17 protein-coding genes and 1 pseudogene are annotated in these 16,649 nt (G+C 66.6%); 16 read left to right on the top strand and 2 right to left on the bottom strand.

From position 1 onward, the window contains the following. Position 1: 1 nt before the first annotated feature. On the bottom strand, positions 2–589 hold the full coding sequence (locus HMPREF2886_RS23835) for a septation protein A (RefSeq protein WP_003091488.1): 588 nt from the start codon (positions 587–589) through the stop codon (positions 2–4). Positions 590–804: 215 nt separating this feature from the next. On the opposite strand from HMPREF2886_RS23835, the gene HMPREF2886_RS23830 reads away from it, so the two are divergent. From HMPREF2886_RS23830 to HMPREF2886_RS23805, 6 genes are all read left to right on the top strand, one after another. Then, positions 805–1,692, top strand: a complete 888-nt coding sequence (locus HMPREF2886_RS23830; RefSeq protein WP_003091487.1) for a PHP domain-containing protein — start codon at positions 805–807, stop codon at positions 1,690–1,692. Further along, positions 1,689–2,318: an L-threonylcarbamoyladenylate synthase gene (locus HMPREF2886_RS23825; RefSeq protein WP_003091486.1), complete on the top strand. Its 630-nt coding sequence runs from the start codon at positions 1,689–1,691 to the stop codon at positions 2,316–2,318. Before HMPREF2886_RS23830 ends, HMPREF2886_RS23825 begins: the two co-directional genes overlap by 4 nt. 172 nt (positions 2,319–2,490) lie before the next feature. Further along, the gene (locus tag HMPREF2886_RS23820; RefSeq protein ID WP_003124353.1) at positions 2,491–3,243 is read left to right on the top strand and encodes a segregation and condensation protein A; all 753 of its coding nucleotides are present in this window, start codon (positions 2,491–2,493) and stop codon (positions 3,241–3,243) included. Between the two features lie 139 nt (positions 3,244–3,382). Continuing rightward, on the top strand, positions 3,383–4,381 hold the full coding sequence (scpB, locus tag HMPREF2886_RS23815) for an SMC-Scp complex subunit ScpB (RefSeq protein WP_033971644.1): 999 nt from the start codon (positions 3,383–3,385) through the stop codon (positions 4,379–4,381). An 81-nt stretch (positions 4,382–4,462) separates the two neighbouring features. Further along, on the top strand, positions 4,463–4,993 hold the full coding sequence (locus HMPREF2886_RS23810; RefSeq protein WP_039027973.1) for a hypothetical protein: 531 nt from the start codon (positions 4,463–4,465) through the stop codon (positions 4,991–4,993). A gap of 114 nt (positions 4,994–5,107) precedes the next feature. After that, a complete protein-coding gene (locus HMPREF2886_RS23805; RefSeq protein WP_003091481.1) occupies positions 5,108–5,290 on the top strand; it encodes a DUF1289 domain-containing protein in 183 nt (60 codons plus the stop codon). Between the two features lie 6 nt (positions 5,291–5,296). Here the strand turns inward: HMPREF2886_RS23805 and gap are convergent, their stop codons facing one another. Beyond that, positions 5,297–6,301 (bottom strand): type I glyceraldehyde-3-phosphate dehydrogenase, encoded by a 1,005-nt coding sequence (gap, locus tag HMPREF2886_RS23800; protein WP_033978720.1) that lies wholly within the window; start codon positions 6,299–6,301, stop codon positions 5,297–5,299. A gap of 129 nt (positions 6,302–6,430) precedes the next feature. On the opposite strand from gap, the gene edd reads away from it, so the two are divergent. From edd to HMPREF2886_RS34400, 10 genes and pseudogenes are all read left to right on the top strand, one after another. Continuing rightward, positions 6,431–8,257, top strand: coding sequence for a phosphogluconate dehydratase (gene edd / locus HMPREF2886_RS23795; protein WP_070748502.1), 1,827 nt, complete (start codon positions 6,431–6,433; stop codon positions 8,255–8,257). A gap of 102 nt (positions 8,258–8,359) precedes the next feature. After that, entirely contained in the window at positions 8,360–9,355 is a 996-nt protein-coding gene (locus HMPREF2886_RS23790; protein WP_070748500.1) for a glucokinase, read from the top strand. A 34-nt stretch (positions 9,356–9,389) separates the two neighbouring features. Then, positions 9,390–10,118 carry a two-component system response regulator GltR gene (gene gltR, locus HMPREF2886_RS23785; protein ID WP_003091475.1) on the top strand — a complete coding sequence of 243 codons (729 nt, stop codon included), beginning with the start codon at positions 9,390–9,392 and terminating at the stop codon, positions 10,116–10,118. Positions 10,119–10,141: 23 nt separating this feature from the next. Further along, positions 10,142–11,563 carry a two-component system sensor histidine kinase GtrS gene (gtrS, locus tag HMPREF2886_RS23780; protein WP_079387378.1) on the top strand — a complete coding sequence of 474 codons (1,422 nt, stop codon included), beginning with the start codon at positions 10,142–10,144 and terminating at the stop codon, positions 11,561–11,563. A 39-nt stretch (positions 11,564–11,602) separates the two neighbouring features. Continuing rightward, entirely contained in the window at positions 11,603–12,118 is a 516-nt protein-coding gene (locus tag HMPREF2886_RS35350) for an endonuclease domain-containing protein (protein ID WP_079387377.1), read from the top strand. A 19-nt stretch (positions 12,119–12,137) separates the two neighbouring features. Further along, entirely contained in the window at positions 12,138–13,400 is a 1,263-nt protein-coding gene (locus HMPREF2886_RS23770; protein WP_033971636.1) for an ABC transporter substrate-binding protein, read from the top strand. A gap of 100 nt (positions 13,401–13,500) precedes the next feature. Next, the gene (locus tag HMPREF2886_RS23765) at positions 13,501–14,433 is read left to right on the top strand and encodes a carbohydrate ABC transporter permease (protein ID WP_003091471.1); all 933 of its coding nucleotides are present in this window, start codon (positions 13,501–13,503) and stop codon (positions 14,431–14,433) included. Then, positions 14,426–15,271: a carbohydrate ABC transporter permease gene (locus HMPREF2886_RS23760; RefSeq protein WP_033971634.1), complete on the top strand. Its 846-nt coding sequence runs from the start codon at positions 14,426–14,428 to the stop codon at positions 15,269–15,271. Before HMPREF2886_RS23765 ends, HMPREF2886_RS23760 begins: the two co-directional genes overlap by 8 nt. Before the next feature lie 32 nt (positions 15,272–15,303). Beyond that, positions 15,304–16,464, top strand: a complete 1,161-nt coding sequence (locus tag HMPREF2886_RS23755; protein WP_033978717.1) for an ABC transporter ATP-binding protein — start codon at positions 15,304–15,306, stop codon at positions 16,462–16,464. A gap of 43 nt (positions 16,465–16,507) precedes the next feature. Beyond that, a pseudogene (locus tag HMPREF2886_RS34400) lies at positions 16,508–16,649 on the top strand (porin); the annotation flags it as partial.

The following is a 16,649-nucleotide window of genomic DNA, read 5'->3' as shown; positions in this document are numbered from 1 at the left end:
GTCAGTCCTTGGGCTTTTCGCCGGTATCGGCGTCGTGCAGGTGGCGAGCCAGGAACAGGCCCTGGCCGATCAGGAACAGCAAGGTCATGCCGAGGCTGCCGAACACCTTGAAGTCCACCCAGAAGTTCGGATAGGTGAAGACCACGTAGAGGTTGGCGAAGCCGCACACCAGGAAGAACACCACCCAGGCGATGTTCAGGCGCACCCAGAGGCCCTGCGGCAACTGGATGGCATGGCCCATGATGCGCTGGATCATCGGCTTGTCGCCGATGAAGTGACTGCCGGCGAAGGCCAGGGCGAACAGCCAGTTGACCAGCGGCGCCTTCCACTTGAGGAAGGTGTCCTCGTGGAAGGCCAGGGTCAGGCCGCCGAGGACCAGGCAGGCGCCGAGGGTGAACCACTGGCTCTTTTCCAGGTGGCGGTGCTTGAGCCAGAGGGCGCCGTAGACGATCACCGAGGCGAGGATCAGGGTCGCGGTCGCGCCGTAGATGCCACTCAGATTGAACCCGGCGAACTCGACGTTCTGAGGGTCTATCTTGTAGACGATGAAGAACAGGATCAGTGGGATGAAATCGATGAATTGCTTCATGGTGGCAGTCAGGACACGGTTGAAGCGGCATAATAGCAACCTCTGGATGTTCTGAAACAGTCATCCTGTCTTTCCGAATGCGTCAGGCCTGTGCCGCAGGCGCATTCGCCAGGTGGAGCAGGCTCCCCGGACCCATGAACGGTACGTCTCGATACCGCGAGGCAGCGAATCGGCGCTGCTTCATCACCATTCTTCACTGGAATCAGGATTCAGCCATGCGTGTCGATCTGCATTGCCACAGTACCGCCTCCGATGGCGTGCTCGCGCCCGCCGCCCTGGTGCAGCGGGCCCACGAGAAAGGCGTCGGGCTGCTGGCGCTGACCGACCACGACACCCTGGAAGGCCTGCCGGAAGCCCACCAGGCGGCCGCTCGACTCGGTATCGAACTGGTCAACGGTGTCGAGCTGTCCTGCACCTGGGGCGGTGCCACCATCCATGTGCTGGGCTACGGTTTCGACCTCGACGCCGCTCCCCTGCGCCAGGCGACCGAAGCCCTGCACCGGGGCCGCTGGGCGCGCGCCGAGGAAATCGACCGGCGGCTTGCGGCCAAGGGTATGCCCGGTGCGCTGGAGGGTGCGCGGGCGATCCAGCGGGCCCTGGGCGACAGCGGCAACGCGCCGGCGCGGCCGCATTTCGCCGAGTTCCTGGTCCAGGGCGGCTGGGTCAAGGATCGCGCCGACGCGTTCCGCAAGTGGCTGGGGGCCGGCAAGCTGGGAGACGTCAAGCAGCACTGGCCGACCCTGGAGGAAGTGGTCGGCTGCCTGCGCGAGGCGCGCGCCTGGATCAGCCTGGCGCACCCGTACCATTATGATTTCACCCGGACCAAGCGCCGGCGCCTGGTCGCCGACTTTCTCCAGGCAGGCGGACACGCCATCGAGGTGGTCAATGGCGTGCAGCCGGCCGAACAGGTCGGTACCCTGTCGATCCTGGCCCGCGAGTTCGGCCTGATGGTCACCGCCGGCAGCGATTTCCACGCGCCGGGCGACTGGTCCGAACTGGGCATGTACCGTGCGGTTCCAGAGGACCTTCCGGCCATGTGGCCGCGTTTCGCCAGGCATTTTCGCGATACCGAACGTCATTCCGAAGCCAAGGGGGCCGAATGAGCCAGTTCTTCCAGATCCATCCGGAAAATCCCCAGCCGCGGCTGGTCAAGCAGGCGGTGGAGATCGTCCGCCAGGGTGGGGTGATCGTCTATCCCACCGACTCGTCCTATGCCCTGGGCTGCCGCATCGGCGAAAAGACCGCGGTGGATCGCATCCGCCGCATCCGCCAATTGGACGACAAGCACAACTTCACCCTGGTCTGCCGCGACCTTTCCGAGCTGGGCGTCTATGCCAAGGTCGACACCGGTCTGTTCCGCCTGCTCAAGGCGCACACCCCCGGTCCCTACACCTTCATCCTCAGCGCCACCCGCGAGGTGCCGCGCATGCTCCTGCACCCCAAGCGCCGCACCATCGGCCTGCGCGTGCCGAACTGTCCGATCGCCCGGGCGCTGCTGGAGGAACTGGGCGAACCGCTGATGAGCGTGAGCCTGATCATGCCCGGCAGCGGCGAGCCGCTGAACGATCCCTATGAAATGCGCCAGGTGCTGGAACACCAGGTCGACCTGATCGTGGACGGGGGCTATGGTGGCGGCGAGGCCTCCACCGTGATCAGCCTGACCGACACCGATCCCGAAGTGATCCGCGTGGGTTGCGGCGATCCGGCGCCGTTCATGCAGCCGGCCTGAGCGCCGCCCGAATCCGCCCACCACGAGCCTACCGATGCAGGACGATAACCCGGCCAACGCCGACACCCCACCAGCCGAGCCCGCCGCCGAGCGGGTGCCGCTGCAACTGGCGCTGGTCTACGGCGAGGCGGTCACCGAGCTGCCGCAGGACCTCTATATCCCGCCGGACGCGCTGGAGGTCTTCCTCGAGGCCTTCGAGGGCCCGCTCGACCTGCTGCTGTACCTGATCCGCAAGCAGAACATCGACATCCTGGATATCCCGGTGGCGGAAATCACCCGCCAGTACATGGGCTACGTCGAGCTGATGAAGGCGGTGCGCCTGGAGCTGGCCGCCGAGTACCTGGTGATGGCGGCGATGCTGGCGGAGATCAAGTCGCGCATGTTGCTGCCGCGCTCGGCGGAAGCCGAGGAGGAAGAGGAAGATCCGCGGGCCGAGCTGATCCGCCGCCTGCAGGAGTACGAACGGTTCAAGAAGGCCGCCGAAGACCTCGACGAACTACCCCGGGTCGGCCGCGACGTGCTGGTGCCGGCGGTGGCTGCGCCGGAGGCGCGGGCGCGCAAGCTACTGCCGGAGCTGGCGCTGCAAGAGCTGATGCTGGTGATGGGCGAGATGCTGCGCCGCGCCGACCTGTTCGAGAGCCACCAGGTGACCCGCGAGGTACTGTCCACCCGCGAACGCATGAGCGAAGTGCTGGAACGCCTGAAAGGCGGCGCCTTCGTGCCGTTCATCCAGTTGTTCACCCTGGAGGAGGGCAAGCTCGGCGTGGTGGTCACCTTCATGGCGATCCTCGAGCTGGTCAAGGAGCAGATGGTGGAACTGGTGCAGAACGAGGCTTTCGGCGCCATCCATGTGCGCCTGCGGATAGCCCGCGAAGCGGAGGAAGGCGAAACCCTGGAGGAAGCCCTGGAAGACGATTTCGAGTGAACGCGCCGCTGGCCGCTCGTCCCCCTGCGGACGGTCAGCTTTTCCGCGCTTCTGGCTTCGCTCCCTGCCGTGGCCTGTTAAGCTGCATGCCCGATTCCGCTATCTTTTCCTCTTCCTGGCTCCGGTATCCGTTGCGACGATGAACCTGTCCGATCCCCACGAACTCGCCACCCTGCTCGAAGGCATCCTCCTCGCGGCCGGCAAGCCGCTGTCGCTGGAACGCCTGGCCGAGCTGTTCGACGAGGCCGAGCGGCCGGAGCCGGGGCAGTTTCGCGACGCCCTGGCGATCCTGGCGCTGTCCTGCGCAGGGCGTTCCTTCGAGCTGAAGGAAGTCGCGTCCGGGTATCGCCTGCAGATTCGCGAGCGTTTCTCGCCGTGGGTCGGCCGCCTCTGGGAGGAGCGTCCGCAGCGCTATTCGCGCGCGCTGCTGGAAACCCTGGTGCTGATCGCCTACCGCCAGCCGATCACCCGTGGCGAGATCGAGGAGATCCGCGGCGTGGCGGTGAACACCCAGATCGTCAAGACGCTGATGGAGCGGGAGTGGATCCGCATCGTTGGCTACCGCGAGGTGCCGGGGCGCCCGGCGATGCTGGCGACCACCAAGGCGTTCCTCGATTATTTCAACCTGAAGAGCCTCGACGAGCTGCCGCCGCTGTCGGCGCTGCGCGAGATGGAGCCCGAGCCGGAACCGCCGGTCGAAGTGGCGCCCGTGGCGCAGCCGCCGCGCGACGGTCTCGACGAGGATGCGATTCCCGCCTCGATCCAGGCCCTGGCCGATCGCGCCATCGCCGAGGCCGGGGAAAGCCTCGAGGAGATCGAGGGGGAGGCCGGTGAGCCGGAGAAACCGCGCGAGGAAACCAGCTTCCGCAGCCTGCTGCTGGAACTGGACGAGATGGAGCAGGGCCTGAAGACCGACTTCGACGACCTGCTCGACCCTCCGGAGCCCTCGGAGCAGGGCGACGAGTCCGCCGAGCCAGCGGCTGGGCCGATTCCCGTGGTCGCGGAGCAAGCCGTCGAGCCTGCCGTCGCGGAGGCTGTCGCGGGCGCCGATCCCGATGACGAAGAGCGTGCCCTGGCGGAGGCCATGCGCGAGGAGCGCGAGGCACTGGACGCCGACGACGACTGGCCGCGCCGCTGACCGTCGTTCCACCCTGTAGAATTCATCCGGACGCGCCGGCGAGTCTGGCCCGCTCCGTTTCATCGACCCTGGAACCCACCCATGAAAGAGACCCTGAACGAACTGATCACCCTCATCAGCACCGGCTGCATGGGCGCCGAGGAGATCCGGCGGATCGCCGACGAGGCGGCCCAGGCCTACGCCGATCCGGCAGGGTTCCTCGCCGCCAACCCGGACATCAACTACGACGACAGCTTCCCGATCCCGCTCGGCGAGTGGGTGGTGGTCGGTAGCCTGCCGGATATCGTGCTGTTCCAGGCCGACACCTATGCCGAGCTGTTCGCCCGGATCGTCGCCTCCTTCGGCAAGGACGTGGCGTTCAACATCAAGCCGAAGCAGTTGCTCAAGACCGAGCCGCTGGTCGCCCTCAACCGTATCCAGGTGCAACTGAACAGCATGTATCCGGAAAAGGGCGGCTACGTGCTGGTGGATTTCAGCGAGCCGCTGGACGACGAGTTGCAGGCGGTGCTGGTCTATACCCAGGACCTGCCGCGGGTCATGGCGCTCTGCGTCGAGGCCGGCATCTATGCCGCACCTGCCTACGAAAGCCTGCGCGACGCCGAGGCCGAGTGACCGCGGGCCGCTCGATCGGCCCGATAGTCATTCCCTCCTGGACGCCGGCCCGCCGCCTGTCGTGAAGTGACGGGCGAGGACCGGTTGCGGTCCGCGCCGAAAAAGGGGGAACGCTTGAAGAGTCCTTGCATCAATATCTGTGAGTTCGATGCCGACGTGTGCCGCGGCTGCGGGCGTACGCGCCAGGAAATCCGCGCCTGGAAGCGCGCGGACAAGGCCGAGCAGCGACTGATCCTCGCCGAGGCCGACCTGCGCCTGCTGGCGTTGCAGGCGCGCGGTCGGCGCAAGTTCCGCTGAGGCGCGTCAGTCGCGGGCGGCGGCCAGCGCCAGGGCGCTGTCCAGCATGCGGTTGGAGAAGCCCCACTCGTTGTCGTACCAGGCCATCGCCTTGACCAGCCGACCGCTGACCTTGGTGTGGTTGGCGTCGAAGATCGACGAGCGCGGGTCGTGGTTGAAATCCACCGACACCAGTGGCTGGGTGTTGTAACCGAGCACCGGAGAGCCTTCGCTGGCTTCGCGCAGCAGGCGGTTGACCTCGTCTACGCTGGTATCCCGGGCCACCTGCACGGTGAGATCGACCAGCGACACGTTGATCACCGGCACCCGCACCGCCAGCCCGGTAAGCTTGCCGGCGAGTTCCGGCAGGACCAGGCCGACCGCCTCGGCGGCGCCGGTCTTGGTGGGGATCATCGACTGGGTCGCCGAACGTGCGCGGTACAGGTCCGGGTGGTACACGTCGGAGAGGTTCTGATCGTTGGTGTAGGCATGGATGGTGGTCATCAGGCCGTGCTCGATGCCCAGTTCGCGATGCAGTACCTGGGCCACCGGTGCCAGGCAGTTGGTAGTGCAGGAGGCGTTGGAGACGATCCGATGGGAGGCGCGCAGCACCTCGTGGTTGACGCCGTAGACCACGGTGGCGTCGACGTCCTTGCCGGGCGCCGAGATCAGCACCTTGCCGGCGCCGGCCTGCAGGTGGGCGGCGGCTTTGTCGCGGCGGGTGAAGAGCCCCGTGCACTCGAGCACGATGTCCACGCCGAGGCTCTTCCAGGGCAGTTCCGCCGGGTTGCGGATGGCGCTGACGGCGATGCGGTCGCCCATCACCCGCAGGCTTTCGGCATCGTGCTCGACCTCGCCGGGAAAGCGTCCATGGACGCTGTCGTACTGGAACAGGTGGGCGTTGACCGCGGCGTCGCCGAGGTCATTGATCGCCACTACCTGCAACTGTTCGCGGTAGTGGCCGGTATACAGGGCGCGAAGAACGTTTCGGCCGATGCGACCGAAGCCGTTGATGGCCAGGCGGATAGTCATAATGAGGTCGTCTCTTTTCTATTGTTGTGGTAAAAACCATTACATTTCGTCCAGAAAGAAAAGTAAACATCCTTCAACCGATGATTATGTTGTAAAAACAACAATTGATAGTCTGTAGGAGAATCTGCCATGCACCCTCGTGTGCTCGAAGTCACCCGCCGCCTCCAGGCCCGTAGCGCGGCCACTCGCCAGCGCTACCTCGAGATGGTCCGGGCGGCGGCCAGCAAGGGGCCGCACCGCGGCACCCTGCCGTGCGGCAACCTCGCCCACGGGGTCGCGGCCTGTGGCGAAAGCGACAAGCAGACCCTGCGGCTGATGAACCAGGCCAACGTGGCCATCGTTTCCGCCTACAACGACATGCTCTCGGCGCACCAGCCGTTCGAGCGCTTTCCGGGGCTGATCAAGCAGGCGCTGCACGAGATCGGTTCGGTCGGCCAGTTCGCTGGCGGCGTGCCGGCCATGTGCGACGGTGTGACCCAGGGCGAGCCGGGCATGGAACTGTCGCTGGCCAGCCGCGACGTGATCGCCATGTCCACCGCCATCGCGCTGTCTCACAACATGTTCGATGCGGCGCTGTGCCTGGGTGTTTGCGACAAGATCGTGCCGGGCCTGCTGATCGGCTCGCTGCGCTTCGGCCACCTGCCCACCGTGTTCGTCCCGGCCGGGCCGATGCCGACCGGCATCTCCAACAAGGAAAAGGCCGCGGTGCGCCAACTGTTCGCCGAGGGCAAGGCCACTCGCGAAGAGTTGCTGGCCTCGGAAATGGCCTCCTACCATGCACCCGGCACCTGCACCTTCTATGGCACCGCCAATACCAACCAGTTGCTGGTGGAGGTGATGGGCCTGCACTTGCCCGGTGCCTCCTTCGTCAACCCGAACACCCCGCTGCGCGACGAACTCACCCGCGAAGCGGCGCGCCAGGCCAGCCGGCTGACCCCCGAGAACGGCAACTACGTGCCGATGGCGGAGATCGTCGACGAGAAGGCCATCGTCAACTCGGTGGTGGCGCTGCTCGCCACCGGCGGCTCGACCAACCACACCCTGCACCTGCTGGCGATCGCCCAGGCGGCGGGCATCCAGTTGACCTGGCAGGACATGTCCGAGCTGTCCCATGTGGTGCCGACCCTGGCGCGCATCTATCCGAACGGCCAGGCCGACATCAACCACTTCCAGGCGGCCGGCGGCATGTCCTTCCTGATCCGCCAACTGCTCGACGGCGGGCTGCTTCACGAGGACGTACAGACCGTCGCCGGCCCCGGCCTGCGCCGCTACACCCGTGAGCCGTTCCTCGAGGATGGCCGGCTGGTCTGGCGCGAAGGGCCTGAACGGAGTCTCGACGAAGCCATCCTGCGTCCGCTGGACAAGCCGTTCTCCGCCGAAGGCGGCTTGCGCCTGATGGAGGGCAACCTCGGTCGCGGCGTGATGAAGGTCTCGGCGGTGGCGCCGGAACACCAGGTGGTCGAGGCACCGGTGCGGATCTTCCACGACCAGGCCAGCCTGGCCGCGGCCTTCAAGGCCGGCGAGCTGGAGCGCGACCTGGTCGCCGTGGTGCGCTTCCAGGGTCCGCGGGCGAATGGCATGCCGGAGCTGCACAAGCTCACCCCTTTCCTCGGGGTCCTGCAGGATCGTGGCTTCAAGGTGGCGCTAGTCACCGATGGGCGCATGTCCGGGGCGTCGGGCAAGGTGCCCGCGGCCATCCATGTGAGTCCGGAAGCCATCGCCGGCGGTCCCCTGGCGCGCCTGCGCGACGGCGACCGGGTACGGGTGGATGGGGTGAGCGGCGAGCTGCGGGTGCTGGTCGACGACGCCGAATGGCAGGCGCGCAGCCTGGAGCCGGCGCCGCAGGACGGCAACCTGGGTTGCGGTCGCGAGCTGTTCGCCTTCATGCGCAACGCCATGAGCAGCGCGGAAGAGGGCGCCTGCAGCTTTACCGAGAGCCTCACCGGCTGGCGCTGATTCTGATAGGTCGATGTCCGCCGGCGCTTGGCTGGCGGCTGTCTCTCCGGCAACATCTGCCGACCGCCCCGCCCTGGCGCGGGGCATTGCGGTTCAACGACGATGAATAACGACAACAAGAGAAGCGCCGGCGGCCTCGGCCTGGTCGGCGATATCGGCGGCACCAATGCGCGTTTCGCGCTCTGGCGCGGGCAGCGCCTGGAATCCATCGAGGTGCTCGCCTGTGCCGACTACCCGCGGCCTGAACTGGCCGTACGCGACTACCTGGCGCGGATCGGCGAATCGGTGGCGAACATCGACTCGGTCTGCCTGGCCTGCGCCGGTCCGGTCGGGGCGGCGGATTTCCGTTTCACCAACAACCACTGGGTGATCAATCGTGCCGCGTTCCGCGAGGAGCTGGGGCTGGATCACCTGCTGCTGGTCAACGACTTCAGCACCATGGCCTGGGCCGCCTCGCGGCTGGGCGCGGACGAGCTGGTGCAGGTCCGCGCCGGCAGCGCCCAGGCGGATCGCGCCCGGCTGATCATCGGTCCCGGCACCGGCCTTGGCGTCGGCAGCCTGCTGCCGCTGGGCGGGGGACGTTGGGAAGTGCTGCCCTGCGAGGGCGGGCACGTCGACCTGCCGGTCACTTCGCCGCGCGACTTCGCGCTCTGGCAGGGCCTGCAGGCGCGCTACGGACACGTCTCCGCCGAGCGCGCACTGTCCGGCAACGGCCTGCTCGCCCTCTATGAAATCAGCTGTACCCTGGACGGGGTCGCCGTCCGCGCGAGCAGTGCGGCGGAAGTCGGTGCCCTGGCCATGGCCGGCGACGCCCAGGCGGACGCCGTGCTGGAGCGCTTCTTCCTGTGGCTGGCGCGGGTCGCTGGCAACGCGGTGCTCACCGTCGGCGCGCTCGGTGGCGTCTACATTACCGGCGGCATCGTCCCGCGTTTCCTCGAGCGTTTCATCGCCAGCGGCTTCGCCGAGGCCTTCGCCAGCCGTGGCAAGACCAGCGGCGCTTACCTGCAGGACGTACCGGTGTGGGTCATGACCGCCGAACATCCGGGCCTGCTCGGCGCCGGTGTCGCCCTGCAGCAGGCCCTGGACGCCGAGGGCTGAGTCGGCGTCGAGCAACCGCATAAGGAGGAACCTCGTGAGCGCGAACGGACGATCGATCCTGCTGGTGGACGATGACCAGGAGATCCGCGAATTGCTGGAGACCTACCTGAGCCGTGCCGGCTTCCAGGTCCGCAGCGTCTCGCGGGGCGCCGACTTCCGCCAGGCGCTGTGCGAGGAGGAGGCGAGCCTGGCGATCCTCGACGTGATGCTGCCGGACGAGGACGGCTTCAGCCTCTGTCGCTGGATTCGCTCCCACCAGCGCCTGGCCTGCATGCCGATCATCATGCTCACCGCCAGTTCCGACGAGGCCGACCGGGTGATCGGCCTGGAACTGGGCGCCGACGACTACCTGGGCAAGCCGTTCAGCCCGCGCGAGCTGCTGGCGCGGATCAAGGCCCTGCTGCGCCGCGCGCAGTTCACCCAGGTGCGTGGTGGCGACGTACTGGCCTTCGAGGACTGGCGGCTGGACACGGTCAGCCACCGACTGTTCCACGAGGACGGCGAGGAGTTCTTCCTCAGCGGTGCGGATTTCGCCCTGCTCAAGCTGTTCCTCGACCATCCGCAGCAGATCCTCGACCGCGACACCATCGCCAATGCCACCCGCGGCCGCGAGGTGCTGCCGCTGGAGCGTATCGTCGACATGGCGGTCAGCCGCCTGCGCCAGCGCCTGCGCGATACCGGCAAGGCGCCGCGGCTGATCCAGACCGTGCGCGGCAGTGGCTACCTGCTGGCGGCGCAGGTGCGGCCGCACCTGCAGCCATGAGCGAACGGCGGCGCTGGTCGCCGGTGCCGCGCTCGCTGCTCGGGCGCATGCTGCTCCTGACCCTGCTCGCGGTGCTGGTCGCGCAAGGGCTTTCCAGCCTGTTCTGGCTGTCGCACCTGCGCTCCAGCCAGCGCGAGGGCCTGCTCACCAGCTCGCGCAGCCTGGCCTACTCGATGGCGGCCAGCGTCAGCTACTTCCGTTCCCTGCCGCTCGGCTACCGTCCGCTGGTGCTCGACCAGTTGCGCAGCATGGGCGGTACGCGCTTCTTCGTCTCGCTGAACGACCGGCCGCTGGAGATGCGCGCCCTGCCGGACACGCCGAACAAGCAGGCGGTGCTGGAGATCGTCCGGGATGTGCTGCACCAACGCCTGGGCAAGGAGGTCGAGCTGCAGGTCGAGTTCGTCAGTCCCGACGAGCTGCGCCTGTTCAACGGCGCGCTGAAGCTCGACGAGCTGCCGCGTTCCTGGGCGCACTACGCGCTGACCCTGGAACCGGTGAACCCGCCGGTGCTGGTTACCCAGATCCGCATCGGCGACAGCGAGTGGCTGTACATCGCCAGCCTGATGCCGGCGCCGTACGTCAGCCTGGAACCCGAGGGATTGCAGTCGCAGCAGGTGCTCTCGATCGTTTTCACCAGCCTGTTGCTGCTGCTTTTCACCGGCTTGCTGATGCATTGGCAGAGCCGTCCGCTCAAGCGCCTGGCGCGCGCCGCCCGCGACCTGGCCCTGGGCAGTCCGTCGGCAGCGCTGGAGGAACGCGGCGCCAGCGAACTGGTGGAGGTGGCGCGCGCCTTCAACACCATGCACGAGCGCATCGACCGCTACCTGAACGAGCGCGGGCAGTTGTTCAGCGCCATCTCCCATGACTTGCGCACGCCGATCACCCGCCTGCGCCTGCGGGTAGAACTCCTCGAGGACGAGCGCTTGCAGGAGAAGTTCGGGCGCGACCTGGACGAGCTGGAACTGCTGGTGAAGGGCGCGCTGCAGTGCGTGAAAGACACCGATATCCACGAGAACGTCGAGCCGGTCGACCTCGACCTGTTGCTCCAGCACATCGCCGAGCCCTACCTGGCCGATGGCCGGGTGGAGGTCGTCGGTCGCGCCGCGGAGCCTTATCCGGGCAAGCCCCTGGCGCTCAAGCGTTGTATCGGCAACCTGCTGGACAATGCGCTGAAATACGGCGAACGCGCCCGCCTGAGCCTGGAGGACGGGCCGGAAGCGGTGGTGCTGCATGTCGACGACGACGGCCCCGGCGTGCCCGAGCAGCGCCTGGAACAGATCTTCGAGCCGCGCTTCCGCCTGTCTCCGCGAGGGCAGGGCTACGGGCTGGGCCTGGGCATCGCGCGCAACATCGCGCACACCCATGGCGGCGAGGTCAGTTTGCAGAACCGTCGCGAGGGCGGCCTGCGGGTCAGCCTGCGCCTGCCGCGCCTGGGGCTGGAGTGATGGGCTGGCCTGCCGGGCCCTTGAACGAGGCAGGTAGGCATGAGGTTTTCCCGAAACGGTTTTTCCCGCGTTCTGCGGCAGCGGCAGACAGAGGCGGAGCGGGCGCTATGGCAGTGCTTGCGCGGGCATCGATTGCTCGGGCTGAAGTTTCGTCGGCAGAAGGTTCTCGGGCCGTACATCGTCGATTTCGTCTGCCGTGAGCGGATGCTGGTGATCGAACGGGATGGCGGGCAGCATGTGGGTTCGCCGGCCGATGCCTGGCTGGAGAGCCGGGGGTCATTCTGGAACGACAACGTGCTGGCGCGCAGGGAGGTGGTGCTGGAGGTCATTCTGAGGGCTGTGGAGTCGTGGGGAGAGGGCGGCACGAAGGAACCTTCTCGTGTTGTCGGAGGTTTCTGTCGCGAAACCGCTTTGCCGAGTCCAAGCCTAGATTTTCCTGCTCTGCCTCAATCCCAATGTAACCACTCCGTGACAAACCCGGATCGCTTCGTTACCCGCGACGCGGAACGCTTGAATAGACTCGGAGCATTGCAAGCGCAGACTTGCTCCGAATAACAAGAAGAAGGTTTTCCTCATGAATGCGATCCGTCGCCTCTCTGCCGTCATCTGTCTTTCCTCCCTCTGTCTCTCCCCGCTGCTGGCCCAGGCCGGCGAAGTCGAAGTGCTGCACTGGTGGACCTCCGCCGGCGAGAAGCGCGCCGCCGAAACCCTGAAGAAGCTGGTCGAAGCCAAGGGCCACACCTGGAAGGACTTCGCCGTGGCCGGCGGTGGCGGCGAGGCGGCGATGACCGTGCTGAAGACCCGCGCGGTGTCCGGCAATCCGCCGGCCGCGGCGCAGATCAAGGGGCCGGATATCCAGGAGTGGGGCGAACTGGGCCTGCTTGCCGACCTCAACGCGGTGGCCGCCGAAGGCAAGTGGGACACCCTGCTGCCGAAGCAGGTGGCGCAGATCATGAAGTACGACGGCGACTACGTAGCAGTGCCGATCAACGTACACCGGGTGAACTGGCTCTACATCAACCCGGAAGTGTTCAAGAAGGCCGGCGCGACCCCGCCGACCACCCTCGACGAGCTGTTCGTCGCCGCCGACAAGCTCAAGGCCGCCGGTTTCACACCGCTGGCCCATGGTAGCCAACCGTGGCAGGACGGTACCGTGTTCGAGAACCTGGTGCTGAGCAAGATGGGCCCGGAAGGCTATCGCAAGGCCTTCGTCGAACAGGACAAGGCAACCCTCACCGGAGCGCAGATGGTCGAGGTGTTCGCCGCGCTGAAGAAGCTCCGCGGCTACGTCGATGCCGACGCCGCCGGTCGCGAATGGAGCGCCGCCACGGCGATGGTGATCAACGGCAAGGCCGGCATGCAGATCATGGGCGACTGGGCGAAGAGCGAATTCACCGCCGCCGGCAAGGTGCCGGGCAAGGACTACCAGTGCCTGCCGTTCCCCGGCACGCAGAAGGCCTTCGACTACAACATCGACTCGCTGGTGATGTTCAAGCTGAGCAACGCGGAGAACCGCAAGGCCCAGGAAGATCTCGCGCGCAGCGTGCTCGATCCGTCCTTCCAGAAGGACTTCAACCTCAACAAGGGCTCCATCCCGGTTCGCCTGGACGCCGACATGGCGCCGTTCGACAGTTGCGCCCAGCAGTCGATGAAGGACTTCAAGCAGGCTTCCCAGGACGGCAACCTGGTGCCGAGCATGGCCCACAGCATGGCTGCTTCCAGCTACGTGCAGGGGGCGATCTTCGACGTGGTGACCAACTTCTTCAACGACCCCGCCGCGGATCCGCAGAAGGCCGCCCAGCAACTGGCGGCCGCCATCGAGGCGGCGGCGCAGTAAGTCCCTGGCGCGGAGCCCGGCCTGGGCTCCGCTCGATCCTCCCGACTGGCTCCGTGCCGCCGAGCGGCACGGGTGGGTTCCTTCGCACGCGAGAAAACGCATGGCGACCAATTCCCCTGTCTATCCCACGGCTCCGGTAGCGCCTCGTCGCGTCTCGCCGCTCGATCGCCTGCAAGGCTGGCTGCCGAAGCTGGTGCTGGCGCCAAGCGTGGTCGTGGTGCTGTTCTGCATGTATGGCTACATCGGCTGGACGCTGCTGCTGTCCTTCACCAACTCGCGCTTCATGCCCAGCTACAAGTGGGCCGGGCTGAGCCAGTACCAGCGCCTGTGGGACAACGACCGCTGGTGGGTGGCGAGCAAGAACCTGCTGCTCTTCGGCGGCTCGTTCATCGCCATCTGCCTGGTGCTCGGAGTGTTCCTCGCGGTGCTGCTGGACCAGCGCATCCGCCGCGAAGGCTTCATCCGTACCCTCTACCTGTATCCCATGGCGTTGTCGATGATCGTCACCGGCACCGCCTGGAAGTGGCTGCTCAATCCGGGCCTGGGCCTGGACAAGCTGCTCCGCGACTGGGGCTGGGAAGGTTTCCGCTTCGACTGGCTGGTGGACCCGGAGCGGGTCGTCTACTGCCTGGTGATCGCCGCCGTGTGGCAGGCCTCCGGCTTCGTCATGGCGCTGTTCCTCGCCGGCCTGCGCGGGGTCGACCCGGCCATCGTGCGCGCCGCCCAGGTCGACGGTGCGAGCCTGCCGACCATCTACCTGCGCATCGTCCTGCCGAGCCTGCGCCCGGTGTTCTTCAGCGCGCTGATGATCCTCGCCCATATCGCGATCAAGAGCTTCGACCTGGTGGCGGCGATGACCGCCGGCGGCCCGGGTTATTCTTCCGACCTGCCGGCGATGTTCATGTATGCGCATACCTTCACCCGCGGCCAGATGGGGCTCGGCGCGGCGAGCGCGATGCTGATGCTCGGCGCGGTACTGGCGATCGTGGTGCCTTACCTGTATTCCGAACTGCGAGGCAAGCGCCATGCGTGACGCGTCCCTGAACCCGAGCTTCAGCGTCAGCCGCCTGGCCGTGCACCTGACCCTCTGGGGCGCCTGCGCGCTTTACCTGGTGCCGCTGCTGGTGATGCTGCTGACCAGCTTCAAGACGCCGGACGACATCCGCACCGGCAACCTGCTGTCGCTGCCCGACACCTTCACCGTCATCGGCTGGATCAAGGCCTGGGACAGCGTCGGCGCGTTCTTCTGGAACTCGGTGCTGATCACCGTGCCCGGCGTGCTGATCTCCACCTTCATCGGTGCGCTGAACGGCTACGTGCTGTCGATGTGGCGCTTCCGCGGTTCCCAGCTGTTCTTCGGCGCGCTGTTGTTCGGCTGCTTCCTGCCGTTCCAGGTGATCCTCCTGCCGATGTCCTTCACCCTCGGCAAGCTCGGCCTGGCCAATACCACCAGTGGCCTGGTGCTGGTCCACGTGATCTACGGCCTGGCCTTCACCACGCTGTTCTTCCGCAACTATTTCGTGGCGATCCCGGATGCCCTGGTCAAGGCTGCGCGCCTGGACGGTGCCGGTTTCTTCACCATCTTCCTGCGCATCCTGCTGCCGATGTCCACGCCCATCGTGATGGTCTGCCTGATCTGGCAGTTCACCCAGATCTGGAACGACTTCCTGTTCGGCGTGGTGTTCGCCAGCGGCGATGCGCAACCGATCACCGTGGCCCTGAACAACCTGGTGAACATCACCACCGGGGTCAAGGAATACAACGTCGACATGGCCGCGGCGATGATCGCCGCGCTGCCCACGCTGGTGGTCTACGTACTGGCCGGCAAGTACTTCGTGCGCGGCCTCACCGCCGGCGCCGTGAAAGGCTGAGACGGGTCGCTGACCCCGGAGACGAACGAAACATGGCAACCCTCGAACTGCGCAACCTGCACAAGAGCTACGGCAGCGGCCTGGCCGATACCCTCAGGGACATCCGGCTGAAGATCGACTCCGGCGAATTCCTGATCCTCGTCGGGCCCTCGGGCTGCGGCAAGTCGACCCTGATGAACTGCATCGCCGGGCTGGAGAGCATCACCGGCGGTGCGATCCTGGTGGACGGCCAGGATATCAGCGGCATGAGCCCCAAGGACCGCGACATCGCCATGGTCTTCCAGTCCTACGCCCTGTACCCGACCATGAGCGTGCGCGAGAACATCGCCTTCGGCCTGAAGATCCGCAAGATGCCCCAGGCCGCCATCGACGAGGAGGTGGCGCGGGTGGCCAGGCTGTTGCAGATCGAGCACCTGCTCGAACGCAAGCCCTCTCAGCTCTCCGGCGGCCAGCAGCAGCGGGTGGCCATGGGCCGGGCGCTGGCGCGGCGGCCCAAGGTCTACCTGTTCGACGAGCCGCTGTCCAACCTCGATGCCAAGCTGCGGGTGGAAATGCGCACCGAGCTGAAGCTGATGCACCAGCGGCTGAAGACCACGACCGTGTATGTCACCCACGACCAGATCGAGGCCATGACCCTCGGCGACAAGGTGGCGGTGATGAAGGACGGCGTCATCCAGCAGTTCGGCACGCCGCAGCAGATCTACAACGACCCGGCCAACCTGTTCGTCGCCAGCTTCATCGGTTCGCCGCCGATGAATTTCATTCCGTTGCGCCTGCAGCGCCGGGACGGACGCTGGACCGGCCTGCTCGATAGCGGCCAGGACCGTATCGAACTGCCGCTGAGCCTGGAGCCCGGCCTGGAGGAGGGACGCGAGCTGATCCTCGGCGTACGGCCGGAGCAGATCGCCCTGGGCGATGGCAGCGCTGCCCATGACCTGCGTACCGAGGTCGAGGTGCTCGAACCGACCGGGCCGGACACCCTGGTTTTCGTCAGCGTCAACCAGGTCAAGGTCTGTTGCCGCCTGGCGCCGGACGTCGCGCCGGCCGCGGGCAGCGGCATGAGCCTGCGCTTCGATCCCGCGCGGGTCCTGCTGTTCGACGCGCAGAGCGGCGAGCGCGTGGCCGTGCGCACGGCGGGCGCGGCGGCGGAGAAGGTCACTGCCTTGAACGGCAATCGCCAGAAGAACTCCTGATTCCTTTCGTACTGCCTAGACCACAACCACGAGGATGCTGGAAATGTACAAGAACAAGAAAACCAGACCGGCCGCCAGGACCGTTGGCTGCCTGTTTGCCCTTGGAGCGCTGGGCTTGGGGAGCGCGGCGCACGCCGCCGAGGCGTTCTCGCCGAACTCGAAATGGATGCTCGGCGACTGGGGCG

The organism is Pseudomonas sp. HMSC066A08, from assembly GCF_001813025.1.
In the GTDB taxonomy this organism is placed as follows: Bacteria; Pseudomonadota; Gammaproteobacteria; order Pseudomonadales; family Pseudomonadaceae; genus Pseudomonas; species Pseudomonas aeruginosa.
The sequence above is the reverse complement of the archived record's forward strand: the minus strand, read 5'-3'. Positions and strand labels throughout refer to the sequence as shown.

What these genes read in the sequence shown, in the direction of transcription:
- HMPREF2886_RS23790 (WP_070748500.1), top strand. Translation starts at nt 8,360, where the DNA reads ATGAATAACGACAACAAGAGAAGCGCCGGCGGCCTCGGCCTGGTCGGC.
- gap (WP_033978720.1), bottom strand. Translation starts at nt 6,301, where the DNA reads ATGACTATCCGCCTGGCCATCAACGGCTTCGGTCGCATCGGCCGAAAC.
- HMPREF2886_RS35350 (WP_079387377.1), top strand. Translation starts at nt 11,603, where the DNA reads ATGAGGTTTTCCCGAAACGGTTTTTCCCGCGTTCTGCGGCAGCGGCAG.
- HMPREF2886_RS23755 (WP_033978717.1), top strand. Translation starts at nt 15,304, where the DNA reads ATGGCAACCCTCGAACTGCGCAACCTGCACAAGAGCTACGGCAGCGGC.
- HMPREF2886_RS23835 (WP_003091488.1), bottom strand. Translation starts at nt 589, where the DNA reads ATGAAGCAATTCATCGATTTCATCCCACTGATCCTGTTCTTCATCGTC.
- HMPREF2886_RS23810 (WP_039027973.1), top strand. Translation starts at nt 4,463, where the DNA reads ATGAAAGAGACCCTGAACGAACTGATCACCCTCATCAGCACCGGCTGC.
- HMPREF2886_RS23770 (WP_033971636.1), top strand. Translation starts at nt 12,138, where the DNA reads ATGAATGCGATCCGTCGCCTCTCTGCCGTCATCTGTCTTTCCTCCCTC.
- scpB (WP_033971644.1), top strand. Translation starts at nt 3,383, where the DNA reads ATGAACCTGTCCGATCCCCACGAACTCGCCACCCTGCTCGAAGGCATC.
- HMPREF2886_RS23830 (WP_003091487.1), top strand. Translation starts at nt 805, where the DNA reads ATGCGTGTCGATCTGCATTGCCACAGTACCGCCTCCGATGGCGTGCTC.
- HMPREF2886_RS23760 (WP_033971634.1), top strand. Translation starts at nt 14,426, where the DNA reads ATGCGTGACGCGTCCCTGAACCCGAGCTTCAGCGTCAGCCGCCTGGCC.
- edd (WP_070748502.1), top strand. Translation starts at nt 6,431, where the DNA reads ATGCACCCTCGTGTGCTCGAAGTCACCCGCCGCCTCCAGGCCCGTAGC.
- HMPREF2886_RS23825 (WP_003091486.1), top strand. Translation starts at nt 1,689, where the DNA reads ATGAGCCAGTTCTTCCAGATCCATCCGGAAAATCCCCAGCCGCGGCTG.
- HMPREF2886_RS23765 (WP_003091471.1), top strand. Translation starts at nt 13,501, where the DNA reads ATGGCGACCAATTCCCCTGTCTATCCCACGGCTCCGGTAGCGCCTCGT.